This window comes from Halomonas litopenaei (assembly GCF_003045775.1).
GTDB classification, from domain to species: domain Bacteria; phylum Pseudomonadota; class Gammaproteobacteria; order Pseudomonadales; family Halomonadaceae; genus Halomonas; species Halomonas litopenaei.
Genome location: NZ_PXNS01000001.1, coordinates 129,294 through 147,439, shown reverse-complemented (window position 1 = coordinate 147,439; position 18,146 = coordinate 129,294). Strand labels below are relative to the sequence as shown.

The following is an 18,146-nucleotide window of genomic DNA, read 5'->3' as shown; positions in this document are numbered from 1 at the left end:
GGGTGATGAGGAAAGCCGCAAGCGCTGTAAGCCTCGGCGACTCGTAAGCGATCAAGCCATACCTTGGTAAGATTTCTCTTACGCTGCGAAGCACCACTGCCATCGACATCGGAAGAGACCTACGGCGGAAAGGCGCTTGATCCGGCGATTGAGTGCAGTGTGATTGTCTTTGAGGGGCACAACCAATATGGTCTGGGTAGATCGCAATACCCTGGAGGTATCATGGAGCTTCGACACCTGCGCTATTTCTGTGCCGCAGCGGAAGAGCTGAACATCACCCGGGCGGCCGCCAGGCTGCATATGGCGCAGCCCCCTTTGACCCGGCAGATCAATCAGTTGGAGGAAGAATTGGGGGCCCAGCTATTCATTCGTGGTCCCCGAGGGCTGACCCTGACGCCCACCGGCAAGTTCTTCCATGAGCATGCCCTGCAGATGCTCGAGAAGCTCGATACCACGGTGGCGGCGGTACGCCGTATGTCTCGAAGCCACAAGGAAATGTTCGGTATCGGCTTTGTGCCCTCGCTGTTTTACGGCCAGCTGCCGCTGCTGGTGCGCGAGTTGCGACAAAAGGACGAGGTGGAGCTGACCCTGGCCGAATTGACCACGGTGGAGCAGGTGCAGGCGCTCAAGGCAGGACGTATCGATATCGGCTTCGGACGCCTGAGGATCGACGATCCCGACGTGGAACAGGAGGTGCTGTTCGAGGAACCGATGATGGCGGCGGTGCCGGAGGGCCACCCGCTGGTGGGCACCACCCCGACCATGGAGGAGCTCGCCCGCTACCCGCTGGTGCTGTATCCGGCGAGCCCGCGCCCGAGCCTTGCCGACCTGGTGCTGGGGCTGTTTCGCCGCCGGGGGCTCAAGGTCACGGTGGTGCAGGAGGCCAACGAGATGCAGACGGCGCTGGGCCTGGTGGTGTCGGACTTCGGCATCACCTTGGTGCCGGAGCAGGTCAAGCGACAGAACCGCGATGGCATTCGCTACCTGTACCTGGCGGAGAAGCACATAACTTCACCGATCGTCTGCAGCCGGCGCCGGGGAGAGACGCCCAGCGCGACCATGCAGGCGGCCAACGCCATCCTTGAGGTGCTGGTGGAGAATCGTCGGACGGGCAAGTACCCGTGAAACATATCGAGGGGCGGCAGGGCCAGGGCCCTGCCTGCGGCGCGTTGATAGCGCTGCGGTGTTAGCGAAACTCTTCCCCCGCCGCGGCCACGAAGGCCATCTCGACCAGCAGTTCGGGGTTGGCAAGCTCGGCCTTGACGCAGGCGCGGCTGGGGGCGGTGCCGGGCTCGAACCAGGCCTCCCAGGCGACGTTCAGGGCATCGAAGTGGGCAAAGTCGGTCAGGTAGATGGTCACCGAGATGATGCGTGTCTTGTCGCTGGCCACCTTAGCCAGCGACTCCTCGGCCTGTTCGAAGATCTGCTCCACCTGGCCGGTGATATCGGCGCGGGTGTCCGCCTCGGCGACTTCGACGAAGTGGGCCATGCCATTGAACACGGTGATGTCGGACCAGCGGGGGGTGGGATTGATGCGGTGGATATCCATGGGGGGCCTCGAAGCCAGGGCGGGAAAGACCGCTAGCATAGGCCATGGAAGCGTCGGTGCAAACGCGGGCAAATAGCGACACGGACGTCGCGGTTCACGCCGCGACGTCCGTGTGGTCAGGCGAACGCGATCAGAAGTCGAAGAACACCGTCTCTCCCTCACCCTGCAGCACGATATCCAGACGATAGCGTGGCAGGCCGCCTTCCCCGCCCTCTTCACGCCGGGCGATCAGCGTCTGGCGCCGGGCCGGCGACTCGATCGCACCCAGCACCGGACAGCCGGCATTGGCTTTGTGCTCGTCATCGAAGTAGAGCCGGGTCTGCAGATGCAGGTTCACGCCCCGGGCAAAGATCGTCAGGTTGATGTGCGGGGCCATGGTGCGACCGTCGGGCCGAGCGATGGCGCCGGGCTTGACGGTGACAAAGCGCCACTCGCTGTTGCCCTCGGCGGTGGTCGCGGTACGCCCGAAGCTGTTGAACGGCGCCTTGAGGTCGAACGCCGTCTGATAGTCACCATTGGCGTCGGCCTGCCAGGCCTCCAGCAGGGCGTCGCGGACCAGGTCGCCGTTACCGTCGATGACCCGTCCCGCCACCTCGATACGCTCGCCTTCGGCGTTATCCTTGGCCAGTTCGTTCCAGATCTCCTCGTCGCGCTCGGGCAGGCCGGCGACGGCCAGCGCCAGGCCGATGTGCACGTAGGGGCCGGCGGTCTGGGACGCGGTCTCGCGCAGCATCAGGTTCGCGGTGGGGGTAAGGTTTGGCTGTTGCATGAGGTCTCCTCGCTGCCGTGGGCCGACTCGGGCACCACGGCACCTGTTGTTCCTGGTCTTGTTCACTGATTCTCGAAATAGGTCTGCAGTTCGCCACGCACCACCAGGTCGAAGCGGTAGGCCAGGGCGTCCATGGGACGCGAGCGGGCCATGTCGAGTCGACCGATCATGGTGCCCACGGCCTCCTCGTCCTTCAGGGTCTGGACGATGGGGCAGATCGGAATCAGCGGGTCCCCCTCGAAGTACATCTGGGTGATCAGCCGGGTGGAGATGGCCGGGCCCATGACGCTCACATGAATGTGCGCCGGGCGCCAGGTGTTGATGCCATTGGGCCAGGGATAGGGACCGGGTTTGATGGTGCGGAAGTGGTACCAGCCATCGTCGTCGGTGAGACAGCGCCCGACGCCGCCGAAGTTGGGGTCCAGCGGGGCCAGATAGCTGTCCTTCTTGTGGCGATAGTGGCCACCGGCATTGGCCTGCCACATCTCCACCAGAGTCTGCGGCACCGGCTTGCCGAACTGGTCGACGACCCGGCCGAACATGATCACCCGCTCCCCCACCGGCAGACCGGGGCTATCGGCATCGCGGAAGTTCAACAGCAGGTCGTTGTCATGGGGTCCCATGCGCAGGCGGCTAAACTCGGGGCCGGTGAGTTCCGACACGCTGGGGGTCTGCAGGCTGACCAGCGCCTGGGAGGGAGAGCGCGGCACCGAGGTCTTGTAGCCGGGGGTGTAGGCGGCGGGGTGCCACTGGCGATCCCGCTCGACGAAGCGACGATTGAGGTTCCGATTGAGGGTCATGGGGGAAGAGGTCCTGGCGTGATTGTTGGTTGTTCACACGCGCCTCGAGACACGAGGCGATGATTGCAGTGTGACCAGCCACACCCGGGCTGCCAATTGAGACCTTGGCCGGTCGTCATAACCCAGGGGTTATGATGACCGGATGGCGGGGCGTCGGACCGCAGGAACGAGTACGTCCTGGCCTGCTGCTTCGCCCCCGGATATTTCAGCGCCGCTACTGGGGTCTTGCCGCGGCGGCCTGGCGCAGCGACTCGGCGAAGCCTTCCAGCGCCAGGCTGGGGCTCAAAGAGGTGTTGGTACACAGCCCTACCGAGCCACCCTGGTGCTCGAAGGACAGTGCCAGCTCGACCAGCTGGCCGCTTTCCAGATCCTCGGCCACCGCCTCGAAGGGCGCCACCCAGATGGCATCGGTGTCCAGTGTGAAGCGCCGGCTGACCGGCAGCGACAGGGTCTCCAGACAGGGCGCGGGCAAACTGATGGCGTGACGCACACAGAAGCTGTCGACCCGCTGACGCAAGGTGGTCTGAGGGGGAGGCACGGCCCAGGGGTAGTCGCTCAGGACCTCGGGAGGACAGGGCGAGACGGTGGCCAGCGGATGCCCCCGGCGCACCACCAGCCGCAGCGACTCGTAGTAGAGATGTTCGAAGGCCAGGTCACGAATCTCGCGGGCTTCGGTCATACGCCCCACCACCACGTCGAGCTCACCCAGCGCCAGCCGCGACAGCAGAAAGGCGCTGGCGCCGGTGGTCACGGTCACGCTGGTCTCCTGGCCCAGCGGCGAGGCCTGGAAGTGCTGAATCGCCGCCGGCAGCAGCCGCGATTCCACCGTCGACAGCGCCCCGACCCTGAGCCAACGCTGCCCACCATGGCCGTCGGCCAGCGCCACCACGCCCTCTTCCAGGGCGCGCAGCGCAGGCCCCGCGTGGCGCAACAGGGTGAGTCCCGCCTGGGTCAGACTGACGCCCTGGGCGCTACGCTCGAACAGGCTGGCGCCAACGATCTCCTCGAGTTCACGGATGGCCTTGGAGATGCCCGGCTGGGTGATCGCCAGGGCATCGGCGGCACGGGCGAAGCTGCGGCTGCGCGACACCTCGAGGAAGGCGTTGAGATGGCGCAGCTTGATACGATGATTGAGCATGGTGGCCTGCGATCTGGCGACGTGACGGGTGTCCAGCGTGGCGCCGTGGCGTGGCACCTCGTCAGCCTCCACCACGCCGACAGCGCTAGCGACAGGCCGCCAGCACGCGCTCGATGGGCTCGTCGGCGCCACTCAGCGGGAAGCGTGAGGGACGGGTATCCTGGGGTGTGACCACCGCCACGTTGCCGCCTTGCAGGGTCTTGGTCAAACCGAGGGGAGACGGGGCGAACCACACGCCGTCGTGGGGGGAGTGGCGTGACTCCAGGCGATACCCGATGCCGTCCACCAGCACCTCCAGCGGCTTGCGCCGATCGGCGCCCATCTGGGAGGCATAACCGGCCACAGATACCATGGGCACACCGTTCCAGCACACCAGTGCCAGAGAATGACCGCTGCCATCATCGACTCGCGCCGCCGGGGCGTCGCCGAACATCTGGTGGGCCTGGGTGTAGCGCCACTCTGCCGACGCCGTATTCGCCATCAGGGTGCCGAGCAGTATCGCCACAAACGTCTTGAACCACATCAATAGTTGACCTCTTGCTGCCGAAACGGGCATGCATCGGGCACTCCCTGCCTGACGGAATCCTCTCCTTCTCCTTTTGCCAAGTCTAGCAACTGACTGAGGATCCACGAATGGAGCAGCAGGGTTGCCCTGCCACCTATGGCATGGCAAGTCACCAACGGCCAGGAAGCCTTGCTGCCTGCCTGGAGGATTCTGTGCTCCGTGAGTCAGCTATTTACCACTCTTTTACCCCAGGCGGCAAACCATGTCCCTCATGCCGATGATTCGCCGCTTCCCCAGCCCAGTTCCTTGGCCAGGGCAAAGGCATGATTGGCCGCCGGCACGCCGGCATAGATGGCCACGTGCATCAGCACCTGACGCAGCTCCGCCTCGCTGAGGCCGATACGCTGGGCGGTCTTCAGGTGCAGGGTCAGCTCCTCGCGCCCCAGGGCGGCGAGAATGCCGGTGGTGATCATGCTGCGCTCGCGTCTCGTCAGGTCGTCGTTGGACCACAGCTCGCCCCAGGCCAGCCGTGTGATCATCTGCTGAAACGGAGTGTCCAGGCTGTTGGCATTGTGGGTGGAGCGGGCCACATGCTCCTCGCCCAGCACCTGCTTGCGGGTCGCAAGGCCAGTGGAATAGTCGACGCCCTCCGCGCCCACATCGCCCAGGTCCACCGCCATCACCGCCAGCAGCTTCTCGGCGAATCGGCTTGGCGCCTCTACCGAAGGCACGTGACCGACGCCTTCGAGTACCTCGAGCGGGGCGCCGTCGCACTCGGCCGCCAGTGCCTCCAGGGTGGCCGGTGGCGTCGCCAGGTCCTCGCTGCCACCGAACAGCTGCACCTTGACGCCCTTGCCGGAGAGCTTGCCGGTGAAGGTGTCTCGCCCCAGCATTTCGCAGAGCAGCGCGTAGGACTCGTCGTCACCGCGCCCCATCTGGGTGCACCAGCCCGCCTTGAGGGCCGGCTCGGCGTCGAAGCAGGCGGGAGCGAACCAGCGCGGCACGATCTCGCCGGACATCGCCGCCAGGCCCTCGCGCCGCACACGCTCGGCCCTGGTGGTCCATAGCTCGCTGGTGCCGATCACCGCCCCGGTGTTGGTCAGGGCGGCGGAGAGCAGGCGCTCGCCGTGCTCGCTGATCAGCTGCTGCCCCACCACGCCACCGATGGAGGTACCGACGAAGTGGAAGCGGCCGGCGCCGGCGTGGTCGGCCAGGGCGATGGCTTCCTTCGCCAGTTCGGCCGGAGTGATCGGCCCGTCGCCCCAGGCCTGGCTGGCGCCGTGACCGGGCAGGTCCCAGGTCAACACTCGGTAGCGTGGCAGCAGCGCCGGCAGGACGTCTTCCCACACCGCCTGGCTCATGCCCAGCGGATGCGCCAGCACCACCAGAGGATTGGCCTCGGCGCCGAGCAGGCGATACGCGACACTGCGTCCTTCGATATTCAGAAATGCCATGACCTCTCTCCTGTTCCTCTATACCCGTTCGATCAGGGTGGCGATGCCCTGGCCCACGCCCACACACATGGTGCACAAGGCGTAGCGCTTGCCGCTCCTGTTGAGCTCGTGGGCGGCGGTCATCAACAGGCGCGCCCCGGACATGCCGAGCGGATGGCCCAGGGCGATGGCCCCGCCGTTGGGGTTGACCCGGGGATCATCGTCGGCGACGCCGAGGTCGCGCAGACAGGCCAGGGCCTGGGCGGCGAAGGCTTCGTTGAGCTCGATCACGTCGATCTCATCGATCGTAACGCCGCTGCGCTCGAGCAGCCGGCGCACCGCCGGGACCGGGCCATAGCCCATGATGCGCGGTTCCACCCCGCCGGTGGCCATGCCGACGATACGCGCCATCGGCACCAGGCCATGGCGCTCCACCGCCGCCTGGCTCGCGACCAGCATGGCACAGGCGCCGTCGTTGACCCCGGAGGCGTTGCCGGCGGTGACACTGCCATTGTCCTTGAAGGGGGTCGGCAGGGCGGCCAGCTTCTCCAGGGTGGTGCCGGCGCGAGGATGCTCGTCGATGTCGAACACCAGCGGCTGCTGCTTGCGCCGGGGGATCTCGATGGGGGTGATTTCCTCGGCGAAGCGACCCTCCTGCTGGGCCCGCGCGACCTTTTGCTGGGAGCGTACGGCAAAGGCGTCCTGATCGGCGCGGGAGATGTCGAACTGTTCGGCCACGTTCTCGGCGGTCTCTGGCATCGAGTGGGTATCGTGAAGCTTCTTCATCAGCGGGTTGACGAAGCGCCAGCCGATGGTGGTGTCCTCGATCTGCTGCCCCCGTGAAAAGGCGCCTTCCGCCTTGCCCATGACGTAAGGCGCCCGGGACATCGACTCCACCCCGCCGGCCAGGGCCAGATCCATCTCGCCGGCCTTGATCGCGCGCATGGCGGTGCCTACCGCATCCATGCCGGAGCCGCACAGACGATTCATGGTGGTACCGGGCACCGAGGTCGGCAGGCCCGCCAGCAGCGCCGACATGCGCGCCACGTTGCGGTTGTCTTCGCCGGCCTGGTTGGCACAGCCCATGAAGACCTCTTCGATGGCGCCGGGATCAAGCTCTGGCGCCTGGGCCAGCACCGCCTTGAAGATGTCGGCGGCCAGGTCGTCGGGGCGCACACTTGCCAGGGTGCCACCGAAGCGCCCGATGGCGCTGCGACGGGGATGACAGAGAAAGACGTCGGTCATGTCGGACTCCTTGGTCACCCCGCGCACTGGCGCAGGGTGTGTCGGGGAAGGGGCGAAATGGAGGTCTAGTTGGGGCTGACGGGCCGGTTACTGGCCGCTGTGGGCACGATCGGTGCGCGCCTTCAGCTCACGCAACACCTCGAGCTCGTGGGCACTGGGGACAGGCGTGGTCTCGAGTTCGGCGGCGAAACGAATGTCCCAGCCGGTGGCCTCCTGGACCTGCTCGCGCGTCACGCCGGGATGCAGCGAGACCACCGTCAGTTCACGATCCTCCGGGTCTGGCTTCATCACGCACAGGTCACTGATCACGCGAGTCGGCCCCTTGCCGATATTGGGTACACCGTCGCGTCCCTTGCCGTCGCGACCAAAGCCCAGGGTGGTGATGAAATCGACGTCACGCACGAAGGCCCGCGGCGAGTGCTTCAGGGTGATGAACACTTCACCTGCGTTGGTGGCGATCTCAGGGGCGCCGCCGCCGCCGGGCAAGCGCACCTTGGGTGCGGTGTAGTCGCCGATCAGGGTGGTGTTGAGGTTGGCGTAGCGATCGATCTGGGCGGTTCCCAGAAAGCCCACACTGACCTTGCCGCCCTGCAGCCAGTAGCGAAACATCTCCGGCACCGACACTGTGGTCAGCGCCGACTCGCACAGCTCGCCATCGCCGATCGACAGCGGCAGCACGTCCGGCCTGGTCTGCAGGGTGCCGGATTCGTAGATCAGCACCACCTCGGGGGCATGGGTGAGCCGCGCCAGGTTGGCGGCCTCGGACGGCAGGCCGATACCGACGAAACAGGTCATGCCGTTTTCCAGCGCCCGGGCGGCGGTGACCGTCATCATCTCGCTGGCGCTGTAGTCGATTGCGGTGCTCATCGGGCGTCCTCCGCGGTGTTCATGATGTTGTCGTCAATCCAGCGGGTGAAGGCGTCACGGTCGCGGGCAATGGCGTCCCACTCCTTGTAGAAGCGGTTGTCACGCGGGTAGTAGCCGTGGGCGTAGGACGGCAGCGAGCCCTTTTCGGCCACGGCGATGGCGTCGATGGCCCAGCCTGGGATCACGCAGGCGTTGGGGTGGGTGTCCAGGTCATCGACGATCTCCTCGACGGTGACGATGGCGCGGCTGGCTGCCAGCACCGCTTCCTTCTGCACCCCGATGATCCCCTCGACCAGCACATTGCCGGCACGGTCGGCCTTCTGGGCGTGAACGATGGAGACGTCCGGGCGCACCGAGGGCACCGCCGCCAGGCGCTCGCCGGTGAAGGGGCACTCGATGAACTTGATCTGGTCATTGACGTTGGGCAGCTCGCTGCCGACGTAGCCGCGCAGCACCGCCAGCGGCAATCCGGCGGCGCCGGCCTCGAAGGCGCAGGCCATGGCGGCGTGGCTGTGCTCGAGAATCTCGACCTTGTGGGGCCAGCCCTTTTCCACCGCATCACGCAGGCGATGGAGCGAGCCGACGCCAGGGTTGCCCCCCCAGGAAAAGATCACCTTCTTCACACAGCCGGCACCGATCAACTGGTCGTAGATCAGGTCCGGGGTCATCCGGATCAGGGTGAGGTCGCGCCTACGCTGGCGAATGACCTCATGCCCGGCGGCGAAAGGAATCAGGTGGGTAAAGCCTTCCATGGCGACGGTGGCGCCGTCATGGACGTAGCGCCTTACCGCTTCGTCAAGACTCAGGATCTCGGCCATGTGGGTTGCCTCTGTTAACGATGAACCAATGCGGTGGACAGAATAGCCTTGTTCGCTATGTGAACGTAGGTTTGTTATACGAACAAGTTACTGCTGATCGTCAGGGCCGTCAAACGCAAAAAGGGCGGGAACGGCATACGCCGCTCCCGCCCCTTCTCGTTCTTCTACCGATCAATCAACGTGTTAGCGTTGCTCCAGCCACTCCCTGGCCTTGCTGACCTGTTGTCGACTGCTACCAATGTATAACGCCGGATCGGTGGCGGCCTTGAGCTGCTCGACACTGATATCGGGGGGCAGCCGGGGAGCCTCATGCAAGACCTCGTGATAAGGACGCCCCTGGCGGCGCGCGGTCTCGGCAGCCTCGGCCGCCAGCGCCTTGGCCCTGTCGCTGCCGAGGTGGGGTGTCAGCAGGCGCGCCACCGGCTCGGCCATGATCGCGCCGCCGGTCAACGCCAGGTTGGCGGCCATGCGCTCAGGATGTACTTCGAGTCCCTCCAGCAGGGTTGCCGCCTGCTCCAGCGCCCCTTCCACCAGCAGCACCGATTCGCTGAGCGGTGCCCACTCGGCGTGCCACTCGCCGAGGCCTCGTTCCAGCGGCTGGGCCACGGCACCGATGATCACCGTGGTGTGGCCGTGCACCCGACGCGACGCGCCGCGAATCAGGGCGCAGCGTACCGGATTGCGCTTGTGCGGCATCGACGACGATTCGCCCATGCCAGGGGCGCTCGGCTCGCTGACTTCGCCAACCTCTGTCTGGGTCAGCAGGGCGACGTCCAGCGCCAGGCTCTCCAGCGCCCCGGCGACGGCGTCCAGGGCGGTCTGCAAGGCATGGATCGGCTGGCGGTCGGTATGCCAGGGCAGTACCGGGCAGGACAGGCCAAGCTCCTCGGCCAAGGCCTGCATCAGCTCGAGCCCCTGTTCCCCCCAGCCCGAGTGCACCCCCACTGCACCGCCGAACTGCACCGGCAGTCCTTCGGCGGCGATATCCCCAAGCCGGCGTCGCGCGCGCTCGAGCCCGATGCCCCACTGGGCCGCCTTGACCCCAAAGGTCATCGGCAGCGCTTGCTGCATCAGGGTACGGCCGACCATGGGCGTCTGCTCGTGGTCACGCATCAGCGCGAGAACCGCGTTGCGACAGCGCTCGAGCAGGCCATCCAGGCTCGCCAGGCGCGGCGTCAGCAGGTGCATCAGCGCCGAATCCACCACATCCTGGCTGGTCGCCCCCTGGTGCCAGCACGCCTTGAGCTCGTCCGGCAACGCCGCTCGCCCGGCCTTGACGAAGGGGATCGCCGCGTTGCCGCCGCTGGCGATACCCCGGGCGATGGCCGCGGTGTCAAAGTTATGATGCTCAAGCGCCGCCGCCATGCGCCCGGCGCTGCCCGCTGGCAGTGCGCCGACACCTTCCTGGACGCGCGCCAGGGCGAGTTCGAAGGCCAGCATCGAGGCCACCAGGTCATCGTCGCGACAGGCTTCCAGGGCACTCTGGCTCATGAATGGATGGCTCAGCAGGGCGTCGGACATGGCAAGGTTCCTCTTCTTCTGGGGGAGCGAATGGGGCGTATCGACCGGGGCGAGTTCAAGGGGATAGCAGCGAGGAGGCAACGACAAGGACACGCGATAGCGACAGCATGGCCGCTCCACCAATAGTCGCACAGGTGTTCGCACTTCGAACAAGCATGCTAGATTATCGACAACACGGGAGCAAACCGTCGCCCACAGAAGACGAATGTCTTCTCGCCGCCATGACATCGGGGGCCGTATCCGGACGCTGCCCTGCTATCATCGTCGCTCGGGCTGTACAACGCTCTCACGTCGTGGCGCTCGATCACTGCAACACTAGATCTTAGTGACACTCGAATCTGAAAAAAGGACACCTCGATGGATACGGCACCGGCCGACGCCGCCCTGAGCCCGGATGACCGCGACTTCGTCACTGCCCTCGCCAGCGGCCTCGACGTCATTCTGGCCTTCGATGAGGCCCACCCTCGGATGACCTTGAGTGAGGTGGCGACGCGCACTGGCATGAACCGTGCCCGCGCCAGACGCTTTCTGCTGACGCTGCATGCCCTGGGCTACGTGCGCAAGGACCATCGCCACTTCGAGCTGGCGCCGCGGGTGCTCAAGCTCGGCTACGCCTTCCTGTCCGCCAACAATTATCAGCACCTGATCCAGCAGGTGCTCGAGGACATCACCACAGAAAGCGGCGAATCCTCTTCTCTTGGCGTACTCGACGGCGATGAGGTCACCTATGTGGCGCGCTCGGCGTCGCGCCAGCGGCTGATGGCCATCACCCTGTCGGTGGGCACGCGGCTGCCCGCCGCCTACACCTCGATGGGGCGCATGCTGCTGGCACAGAAGACCGACGACGAACTGGATGCCTTTATCGAACGCACCACCCTCGAGCGCTTCACCGACAAGACGATCACCGACAAGGCTGAGCTCAAGCGCGCCATCCTCCAGGCTCGTCAGCAGGGCTATGCCATCGTCGATCAGGAGCTGGATTCTGGGCTGCGTTCGTTGGCAGTACCCGCCTTCGACGCCAACGGCGAGCTGATCGGTGCGATCAATATCAGCACCAACGCCGCCAGAATCGACCACGACACATTGCTTGAGCGCTACCTGCCGCTGCTCCAGGGCAAGGCTCGCCAGATTCGTGTCAACGTGAGCTGATCGTCTTTGTCTGAGCGCACCGGGGACAGGAGCACATGGGGAAGTGTGACAATGGCAGGGAGGCCTGAATGCTAGCGATACTCTCCATCACCACACCGATCTTTCTGCTGATCGGCGTCGGCTTTCTAGCCCGGCGCTGGAACCTGGTGTCGCCGGTGCAGCTCTCCGGTGTCGCCAACTTCGTGCTGTACGCCGCGCTGCCGGCACTGATCCTCGGCGCCCTGACCCGCAACTCGCTTGGCGAAGTGATCAGCCTGCCGCTGCTGGCAGCCTACGCCCTGGGTTCCGTGGCCACCTTCGTCGCCTGCCTGTGGCTGCCGCGCAATCGCCAAAAGAAGTCCCCCACCGAGCGGGCCATCCAGGCCCTTGGCATGTCCGCCTCCAACAGCGGCTTTGTCGCCTACCCGATCGCTGCCCTGGCGCTGGGTCAGGCGGCTGCGGGTATCATCATGGTCCACACCATGATGGTCGAAATCCTGCTGGTGATTCCCGGCGCCCTTGTGCTGGCCGAGGTCGGTCAGCAGCGCGACACCCGCGCCGGTGATGCCCTGCGCCAGACCCTGACCAGGCTTGTCCGCAACCCGATCCTGATCTCGCTGAGCCTGGGGCTGGCACTGGCGGCACTGGGAATACGCCTGCCGGCGACGCTGGATCGCACCATCGAGCTGCTGGCCGGCGCCGCCGGGCCCGCTGCGCTGTTCGTCATCGGCGGCACCCTGTACGGCCTCAAGATCCGCGGCATGGTCAAGGACATGGGCCAGATCATGCTCGGCAAGCTGGTCCTCCACCCGCTGCTGGTGCTGGGCATGCTGCTGGCGTTCCAGGCCGTCCTGGCGCCCTTGCCCCCCCTGATCTTCGCCGGCGCCATGATCTTCGCCGCCTGCCCGATGATCAGCATCTACCCGCTGATCGCCCAGCGCTTCGGCATGGAGGGCGTGGGTGCCGCCTCCCTGATGGCAAGCACGCTATCGAGCTTCGTGACCCTTAGCATCGTCCTGTGGGCGCTGTCACACACCGGCCTGATGCCGCTGCTTGGCTGAACCTCCCGCGGTGCCGACAACTGACTGAGGCCTGATGCCCAACCCTGGCTGACTCGCTGGCGACCGACTGCTGGCTCACGTACCATGAAAGGCATCATTTAGCTTGCTACTTTTTTTGTCGGCGCCGAATGTCGCCGTCCCGCTTCGACCGCCAACGGCCCGCCATGTCCACACCTTCATCGACACCAGACACTACGCCCCTGACGCCGCCCCAGGCCCTCAATCGCGACCGGCCGATGAAGGGCATCGCCTTCATGCTGGCGGCGGGGCTCCTGTTCTGCATGCTCGACACCGGGGTCAAGACTCTGGCCCAGGACTATTCGCCGGTGCAGGTGGTTTGGGCGCGCTACGTTGGCCATATGCTGGTGCTGACCGGCTACCTGGTCTATCTGGGACGTGGGCCGGGCATGGCCATGCTGAAAACGTCATCCCTGGGCGGACAGTTCGTTCGTGGCCTGCTGCTGCTGGGGGCCAGCACCTTCGCCTACCTGGCCTTTCGCACCCTGCCGATCCTGCAGGTCTACGTCATCAACTTCAGCTCGCCGCTGCTGGTGACCCTGCTGGCGATTCCGCTGCTCAAGGAGCGGGTCGGCTGGCGCCAGTGGCTGGCGATCCTGGTGGGCTTCGGTGGGGTGGTGATCTGCGTGGGCCCGGTGGACTGGCGCGCCAACCCGGCGATTCTGCTGCCGTTCGGCCTGACCGCCTGTTTCGCGCTCTACCAGCTGTCTACCCGACGTTTCGGGCGCGAGGACCATCCGCTCACTTCGCTGTTCTACGCGGGCCTTGCCGGCGCCCTGGTCAGCTCGGCCGTGGTCCCGGCCTTCTGGACCCCGGTGGCATTGGGTGATCTGCCGCTGTTCGTCTTTGTCGGCCTGATGGGCGCGGCCAGTCAGCTCACGCTGATCCTGGCCATGCGCTATGCGCCGGCCTCGCTGGTCTCGCCCTTTCTGTATCTGCAGATCGTCTGGGCGGCGCTGTTCGGCTTCCTCTTCTTCGGCGACGTGCCACGCCCGGAGACCTGGATCGGCGCGGCGCTGATCAGCGCCGCCGGAATCACCCTGGCGCTGACTCGGGGGCGCGATCGCTGAACCGGCGTCACCCCTTTCCGATCAGCCCTTCCTGATCACTGCATCCAGGGCGGCGTGGTAGCCCTGACTGCCGAGCCCGGCGATGACGCCATCGGCACGCAGCGAGACGTAGGAGTGGTGGCGGAAGCTCTCGCGCTTGTGCACGTTGGAAAGGTGCACCTCGATCACCGTGCCGTCGAAGGCGTTCAGGGCATCGAGGATCGCCACCGAGGTGTGGGTATAGGCCGCAGGGTTGATGATGATGGCGACGGTGCCATCGAGACGTGCGGCATGGATGGCGTCGATCAGCTCACCTTCGTGATTGCTCTGGCGACTGGCGAGCTCCCAGCCTTCAAGCACGGCGTGCTCGCGCAGCGCGTTGTCGATATCGGCCAGGGTCTCGTGGCCGTAGATCTCGGGCTCTCGGGTACCCAGCAGATTGAGGTTGGGGCCGTGCAGGACCAGTACCTTGCCACTCATCAAGGATTCTCCTTCAACAGTTCACGCCGTGGGGGGCAAAAAAGAGAGACGGCCTGCTCGTTGGCGGCACGCTTTCGCTCATCCTCACAGAACTGCTTGAAGGCGTCCACGCCCAGGACCACGAACCGGCTGGCGCGAACAGGCAGCGAGGTGCGACGCTTGAATCCACGGTCATGTCGCTTCACCAGGTGTTTGCCCTGTTGCCCTGGCGTGCCTCGCCCTCTTGCGGTGTGCCACTCGAGCGGGGCTGGACCCCGCCGTCATTCACCCCTGTTCAGGCTCCAGCCAGGCTTTCCAGGCCTCGATGATGGCCCGGCGGTGGTCCTTGAACGCCTCGACGTCGCCCCGGGCGCTTTCCCGCGTCAGGGCGGCGCGGTGGTTGGCGCTGCGCGCGGCCAGGTAGCCGTCACGCAGCGCCTGGGCCTCGCCGGCCTCGAGATGGTCGGTCTCCTCCAGGGTCTCGAGGATGCGCATGTTGTCGCTGAAGCGCATCAGCTCCGGTGTCTGGTGGGATAGCGCCAGCACCGCGTACTGGCACAGGAACTCGATGTCGACCATGCCGCCGGGGTCGTGCTTGAGGTCGAAGGTATCGTCGGAGCCCTTCGAGCCCAGGTGATCGCGCATCTTGTGGCGCATCTTGACCACCTCCTCGCGCAGCGCCTCGCGATCGCGCTCGCGGCCGAGGATCTCCCGGCGCACCTCTTCGAAGCCTTCGGCCAGGGTCGCGTCGCCGGCCACCACCCGGGAGCGCACCAGCGCCTGGTGCTCCCAGGTCCAGGCCTGCTCGCGCTGGTACTCGGCGAAGGCCTTGAGCGGGCTGACCAGCAGGCCGGAGTTGCCCGAGGGGCGTAGCCGCATGTCGACCTCGTAGAGCGAACCGGCCGGCGTCACCGCCGACAACAGGTGGATGATGCGCTGGCCCAGCCGGGTGAAGAAGACGGTGTTGTCGATCACGCGCTTGCCGTCGGTCTCGCCCTGAGAGGCGCAGTCATGCAGGAACACCAGGTCGAGATCCGAGCCGTAGCCAAGCTCGATGCCGCCAAGCTTGCCGTAACCGACGATCAGAAACTCCGGTGCTTTACCGGCGCGCTCGCCGTCCTTGCCCAGCGGATAGCCGTGCTTGCGGGTCAGGGTCTTCCAGGCCATGGCCAGCACAGCATCGAGGATCACTTCGGCGATGTAGGTGAGGTAGTCGCTGACCTTCATCAGATGGCGGGTGCCGGCGATGTCCGAGGCCGCCACGTGCAGCACCTGGGCGTGCTTGAACACCCGCAGTGCCTCGAGCTGGGCTTCCTCGTCGTCCTCGGGAATCCGTGCCAGGGTCTGGCGCAGCTCGTCGGCCAGGCGTTCCTTGTCCGCCGGGGTGTAGAGGGTATCCGGAGTCAGCAGCTCGTCGAGCAGGATCGGGTAGCGGGCGATCTGTTCGGCGATCCAGGGACTTGCACCGCACAGCTTCATCAGGTGGCCCAGGGCATCGGGGTTCTCGCGCAGCAGCGCCAGGTAAGCGGTGCGCCTGAGCACCGCCTCGATCAGCGGCAGCACCCGCTCAAGCGCCGCATCCGGCGCCTCGCTCTCGGCCACCGCGTCCAGCAGCAGCGGCATCAGCGCATCGAGGCGCTCGTAGCCTACCCGCTGCATGGCCTGAACCTGGCGTGACCCGGCCAGTCCCTTGATTCGCTTGAGTGCGGTGGCGGCATCGTCGAAGCCGGCGTCCTGCAGTGTCGCCTGGGCCTCGTCATCGTCCGGCTCGCCGCGCCATAGCTGGCGCCAGGTATCGAGACTGGCGCCCTCGTCGACGCCATCTTCCTCGACCTCGTCCTCGGGGTCGCTGATGACCGCGTCGAAGTGCTTGCGCACCCGCCCACGCACCTCATCCAGACGCGCCATCAGCGCCGGCCAGCCCTGGGCGCCCATCGCCAGCGCCACCCGCTCGCGGTCGAGGTCGTCGTCGGGCAGCGCCTGGGTCTGGCGGTCCTCGAGGGCCTGGATGGCGTGCTCCAGGTCGCGCAGAAAGGCGTAGTCCGGCAGCAGTTCGTCGATCACCTCCTGGGGCAGCAGGCCCAACTCCGGCAGCCGCTGCATGGCGGTCTTCAGCGAGGTCACCTGCAATTCCGTATCGCGCCCGCCGCGAATCAACTGAAACGCCTGGACGATGAACTCCACCTCGCGGATGCCGCCGGGCCCCAGCTTGATATTGCCCTGCATACCCTTGCGCCGGACCTCGCGATTGATCATCGCCTTGAGCTCGCGCAGCGACTCGATGGCGCCGAAGTCCAGGTACTTGCGGTAGACGAAGGGGCGGATGCTCGACAACAGCTCGTAGCCGGCGTCGATATCGCCGGCCACCGGGCGCGCCTTGAGCATGGCGTAGCGTTCCCACTCGCGGCCCTGATCCTGGTAGTAGCCGGCCAGCGAAGAGAAGCTGCCGACCAGGGGGCCACCGTCGCCCAGCGGGCGCAGGCGCATGTCGACGCGAAAGACGAAGCCGTCGGCGGTCACCGGGTCCAGCGCCGAGATCAGCTTCTGGCCGAGCTTGGTGAAGTACTCGACGTGGTCCAGCGACTTGCGCCCACCCTGGGTCTCGCCCTTCTCGGGGTAGGCGAAGATCAGATCGATGTCGGACGACAGGTTCAGCTCGCCGGCCCCCAGCTTGCCCATGCCGAGCACCACCAGGCGCTGCTCGCTGCCGTCCTCGCGCGGGGCCGGACGCCCCCAGCGGGCCTCGACAAAGCGCTCGAGCCAGCCAAGCGCCCCTTCCAGGCAGACCTCGGCCAGGCGCGACACCGCGGCACCGGTGGCCCAGGCGTCGACGCCCTCGGGACGGTTGATGTCGCGCCACACGATGGCCAGCATGCGCGCGGCACGAAAGCGCCGAATCGCCGCCTGCATGGCGGCTTCGTCCTCGGCGGCCTCGAGGCCCTCGTCGAGCAGCTGCCTGAGCGCCTCGGGCGTCAAGGCACGATCCAGCTCACCGCTGGAGTCCAGGCAACCCAGCCACTGGGGATGGCGACACAGGGTCTCGCAGGCGAACTCGGAGATCGCCAGCACCCGGGCGAGTTCGACCCGGCGATGGGGCTCCAGTGCCTGGTAGAGCTCGCCGGGGGGCTCATTGCCGCTCATTTCGGCGACGTTATCTGCCTGTTCGAGCCGCGAGGCAAGGCGCTCCCAGGCGGCATCCAGGGCACCGACAAGGGCGGTGGGGATGTCGTCTCGGGGCAAGAAATCCTGGCTCAGCTGCATGGCGGCTCTCCTTGTTCACTCGTCGCCCCCGTGCGCAGATCACGGCGGGCCTGGGCCTGTGCTCCTCCCCTGAGCATACTCAAGCCCGGGCGTGTGAGCACGGTCCCTTAGGCCATCAGGCAAGCCCGGTCGTGTGAGCACGGCCGCTTATGCCATCAGGAATTTCTCCACGGCCAGCAGTCCCCAGGTCAGCCCCGCCATCGCCAGCGACAGCATCACCGCTGCCGAGCCGATGTCCTTGGCCCGACCGGACAGCACATGGCGCTCGGGGCCGATGCGATCGACCACGCTCTCGATGGCACTGTTGAGCAGTTCCACGATCAGCACCATGAAGCAGCTACCGACCAGCAGGATCCACTCCACCGGGGTGTCACCGATCCACCAGGCCAGCGGTACCAGCACCAGGCACAGCGCGAGCTCCTGACGGAAGGCGGATTCGTGACGAAAGGCGGCCCGCAGGCCCTTGAGCGAGTAACGCGTCGAGTGAATCAGGTGGCGCCAGCCGGTGTGTCCGGGCTTCATGAG

At 66.2% G+C, this 18,146-nt stretch carries 17 protein-coding genes; 4 read left to right on the top strand and 13 right to left on the bottom strand.

Going from position 1 to position 18,146, the window contains the following annotated elements; translation table 11 throughout:
* The first annotated feature begins 222 nt into the window (after positions 1–222).
* Complete coding sequence (locus tag C6W88_RS00705) at positions 223–1,125, top strand: LysR family transcriptional regulator (protein ID WP_045991431.1); 903 nt, start codon at positions 223–225, stop codon at positions 1,123–1,125.
* A gap of 61 nt (positions 1,126–1,186) precedes the next feature.
* On the opposite strand, the gene C6W88_RS00700 is transcribed toward C6W88_RS00705, so the two are convergent.
* The 10 genes from C6W88_RS00700 to C6W88_RS00655 all read right to left on the bottom strand — a co-directional run bounded on the left by C6W88_RS00700 (position 1,187) and on the right by C6W88_RS00655 (position 10,645).
* Complete coding sequence (locus C6W88_RS00700) at positions 1,187–1,549, bottom strand: RidA family protein (RefSeq protein ID WP_108131173.1); 363 nt, start codon at positions 1,547–1,549, stop codon at positions 1,187–1,189.
* A gap of 130 nt (positions 1,550–1,679) precedes the next feature.
* Positions 1,680–2,318 (bottom strand): protocatechuate 3,4-dioxygenase subunit alpha, encoded by a 639-nt coding sequence (gene pcaG / locus C6W88_RS00695; RefSeq protein ID WP_083970203.1) that lies wholly within the window; start codon positions 2,316–2,318, stop codon positions 1,680–1,682.
* A gap of 62 nt (positions 2,319–2,380) precedes the next feature.
* The gene (gene pcaH / locus C6W88_RS00690) at positions 2,381–3,118 is read right to left on the bottom strand and encodes a protocatechuate 3,4-dioxygenase subunit beta (protein WP_108131172.1); all 738 of its coding nucleotides are present in this window, start codon (positions 3,116–3,118) and stop codon (positions 2,381–2,383) included.
* 214 nt (positions 3,119–3,332) lie between these two features.
* Complete coding sequence (pcaQ, locus tag C6W88_RS00685; RefSeq protein ID WP_231498425.1) at positions 3,333–4,313, bottom strand: pca operon transcription factor PcaQ; 981 nt, start codon at positions 4,311–4,313, stop codon at positions 3,333–3,335.
* A 28-nt stretch (positions 4,314–4,341) separates the two neighbouring features.
* The gene (locus C6W88_RS00680) at positions 4,342–4,779 is read right to left on the bottom strand and encodes a hypothetical protein (RefSeq protein ID WP_045991427.1); all 438 of its coding nucleotides are present in this window, start codon (positions 4,777–4,779) and stop codon (positions 4,342–4,344) included.
* A gap of 251 nt (positions 4,780–5,030) precedes the next feature.
* On the bottom strand, positions 5,031–6,215 hold the full coding sequence (locus tag C6W88_RS00675) for an alpha/beta fold hydrolase (protein WP_108131171.1): 1,185 nt from the start codon (positions 6,213–6,215) through the stop codon (positions 5,031–5,033).
* Positions 6,216–6,233: 18 nt separating this feature from the next.
* Positions 6,234–7,439: a 3-oxoadipyl-CoA thiolase gene (pcaF, locus tag C6W88_RS00670; protein WP_108131170.1), complete on the bottom strand. Its 1,206-nt coding sequence runs from the start codon at positions 7,437–7,439 to the stop codon at positions 6,234–6,236.
* 87 nt (positions 7,440–7,526) lie between these two features.
* Positions 7,527–8,306 carry a CoA-transferase subunit beta gene (locus C6W88_RS00665; RefSeq protein ID WP_108131169.1) on the bottom strand — a complete coding sequence of 260 codons (780 nt, stop codon included), beginning with the start codon at positions 8,304–8,306 and terminating at the stop codon, positions 7,527–7,529.
* Positions 8,303–9,124: a CoA transferase subunit A gene (locus C6W88_RS00660; RefSeq protein ID WP_108131168.1), complete on the bottom strand. Its 822-nt coding sequence runs from the start codon at positions 9,122–9,124 to the stop codon at positions 8,303–8,305. Before C6W88_RS00660 ends, C6W88_RS00665 begins: the two co-directional genes overlap by 4 nt.
* 183 nt (positions 9,125–9,307) lie before the next feature.
* Positions 9,308–10,645, bottom strand: a complete 1,338-nt coding sequence (locus C6W88_RS00655) for a class-II fumarase/aspartase family protein (protein ID WP_108131167.1) — start codon at positions 10,643–10,645, stop codon at positions 9,308–9,310.
* 357 nt (positions 10,646–11,002) lie between these two features.
* On the opposite strand from C6W88_RS00655, the gene C6W88_RS00650 reads away from it, so the two are divergent.
* The 3 genes from C6W88_RS00650 to C6W88_RS00640 all read left to right on the top strand — a co-directional run bounded on the left by C6W88_RS00650 (position 11,003) and on the right by C6W88_RS00640 (position 13,922).
* Positions 11,003–11,794, top strand: coding sequence for an IclR family transcriptional regulator domain-containing protein (locus C6W88_RS00650; RefSeq protein ID WP_108131166.1), 792 nt, complete (start codon positions 11,003–11,005; stop codon positions 11,792–11,794).
* Positions 11,795–11,862: 68 nt separating this feature from the next.
* The gene (locus C6W88_RS00645) at positions 11,863–12,834 is read left to right on the top strand and encodes an AEC family transporter (RefSeq protein WP_108131165.1); all 972 of its coding nucleotides are present in this window, start codon (positions 11,863–11,865) and stop codon (positions 12,832–12,834) included.
* Between the two features lie 164 nt (positions 12,835–12,998).
* Complete coding sequence (locus tag C6W88_RS00640) at positions 12,999–13,922, top strand: DMT family transporter (RefSeq protein WP_108131594.1); 924 nt, start codon at positions 12,999–13,001, stop codon at positions 13,920–13,922.
* Positions 13,923–13,943: 21 nt separating this feature from the next.
* Here C6W88_RS00640 and aroQ read toward each other — a convergent pair whose 3' ends face one another.
* The 3 genes from aroQ to C6W88_RS00620 all read right to left on the bottom strand — a co-directional run bounded on the left by aroQ (position 13,944) and on the right by C6W88_RS00620 (position 18,143).
* Positions 13,944–14,384 (bottom strand): type II 3-dehydroquinate dehydratase, encoded by a 441-nt coding sequence (gene aroQ, locus C6W88_RS00635; RefSeq protein ID WP_108131164.1) that lies wholly within the window; start codon positions 14,382–14,384, stop codon positions 13,944–13,946.
* 261 nt (positions 14,385–14,645) lie between these two features.
* Entirely contained in the window at positions 14,646–17,621 is a 2,976-nt protein-coding gene (glnE, locus tag C6W88_RS00625; RefSeq protein WP_108131162.1) for a bifunctional [glutamate--ammonia ligase]-adenylyl-L-tyrosine phosphorylase/[glutamate--ammonia-ligase] adenylyltransferase, read from the bottom strand.
* A gap of 147 nt (positions 17,622–17,768) precedes the next feature.
* Positions 17,769–18,143, bottom strand: a complete 375-nt coding sequence (locus tag C6W88_RS00620) for a diacylglycerol kinase (RefSeq protein ID WP_045991417.1) — start codon at positions 18,141–18,143, stop codon at positions 17,769–17,771.
* Between the last annotated feature and the right edge of the window lie 3 nt (positions 18,144–18,146).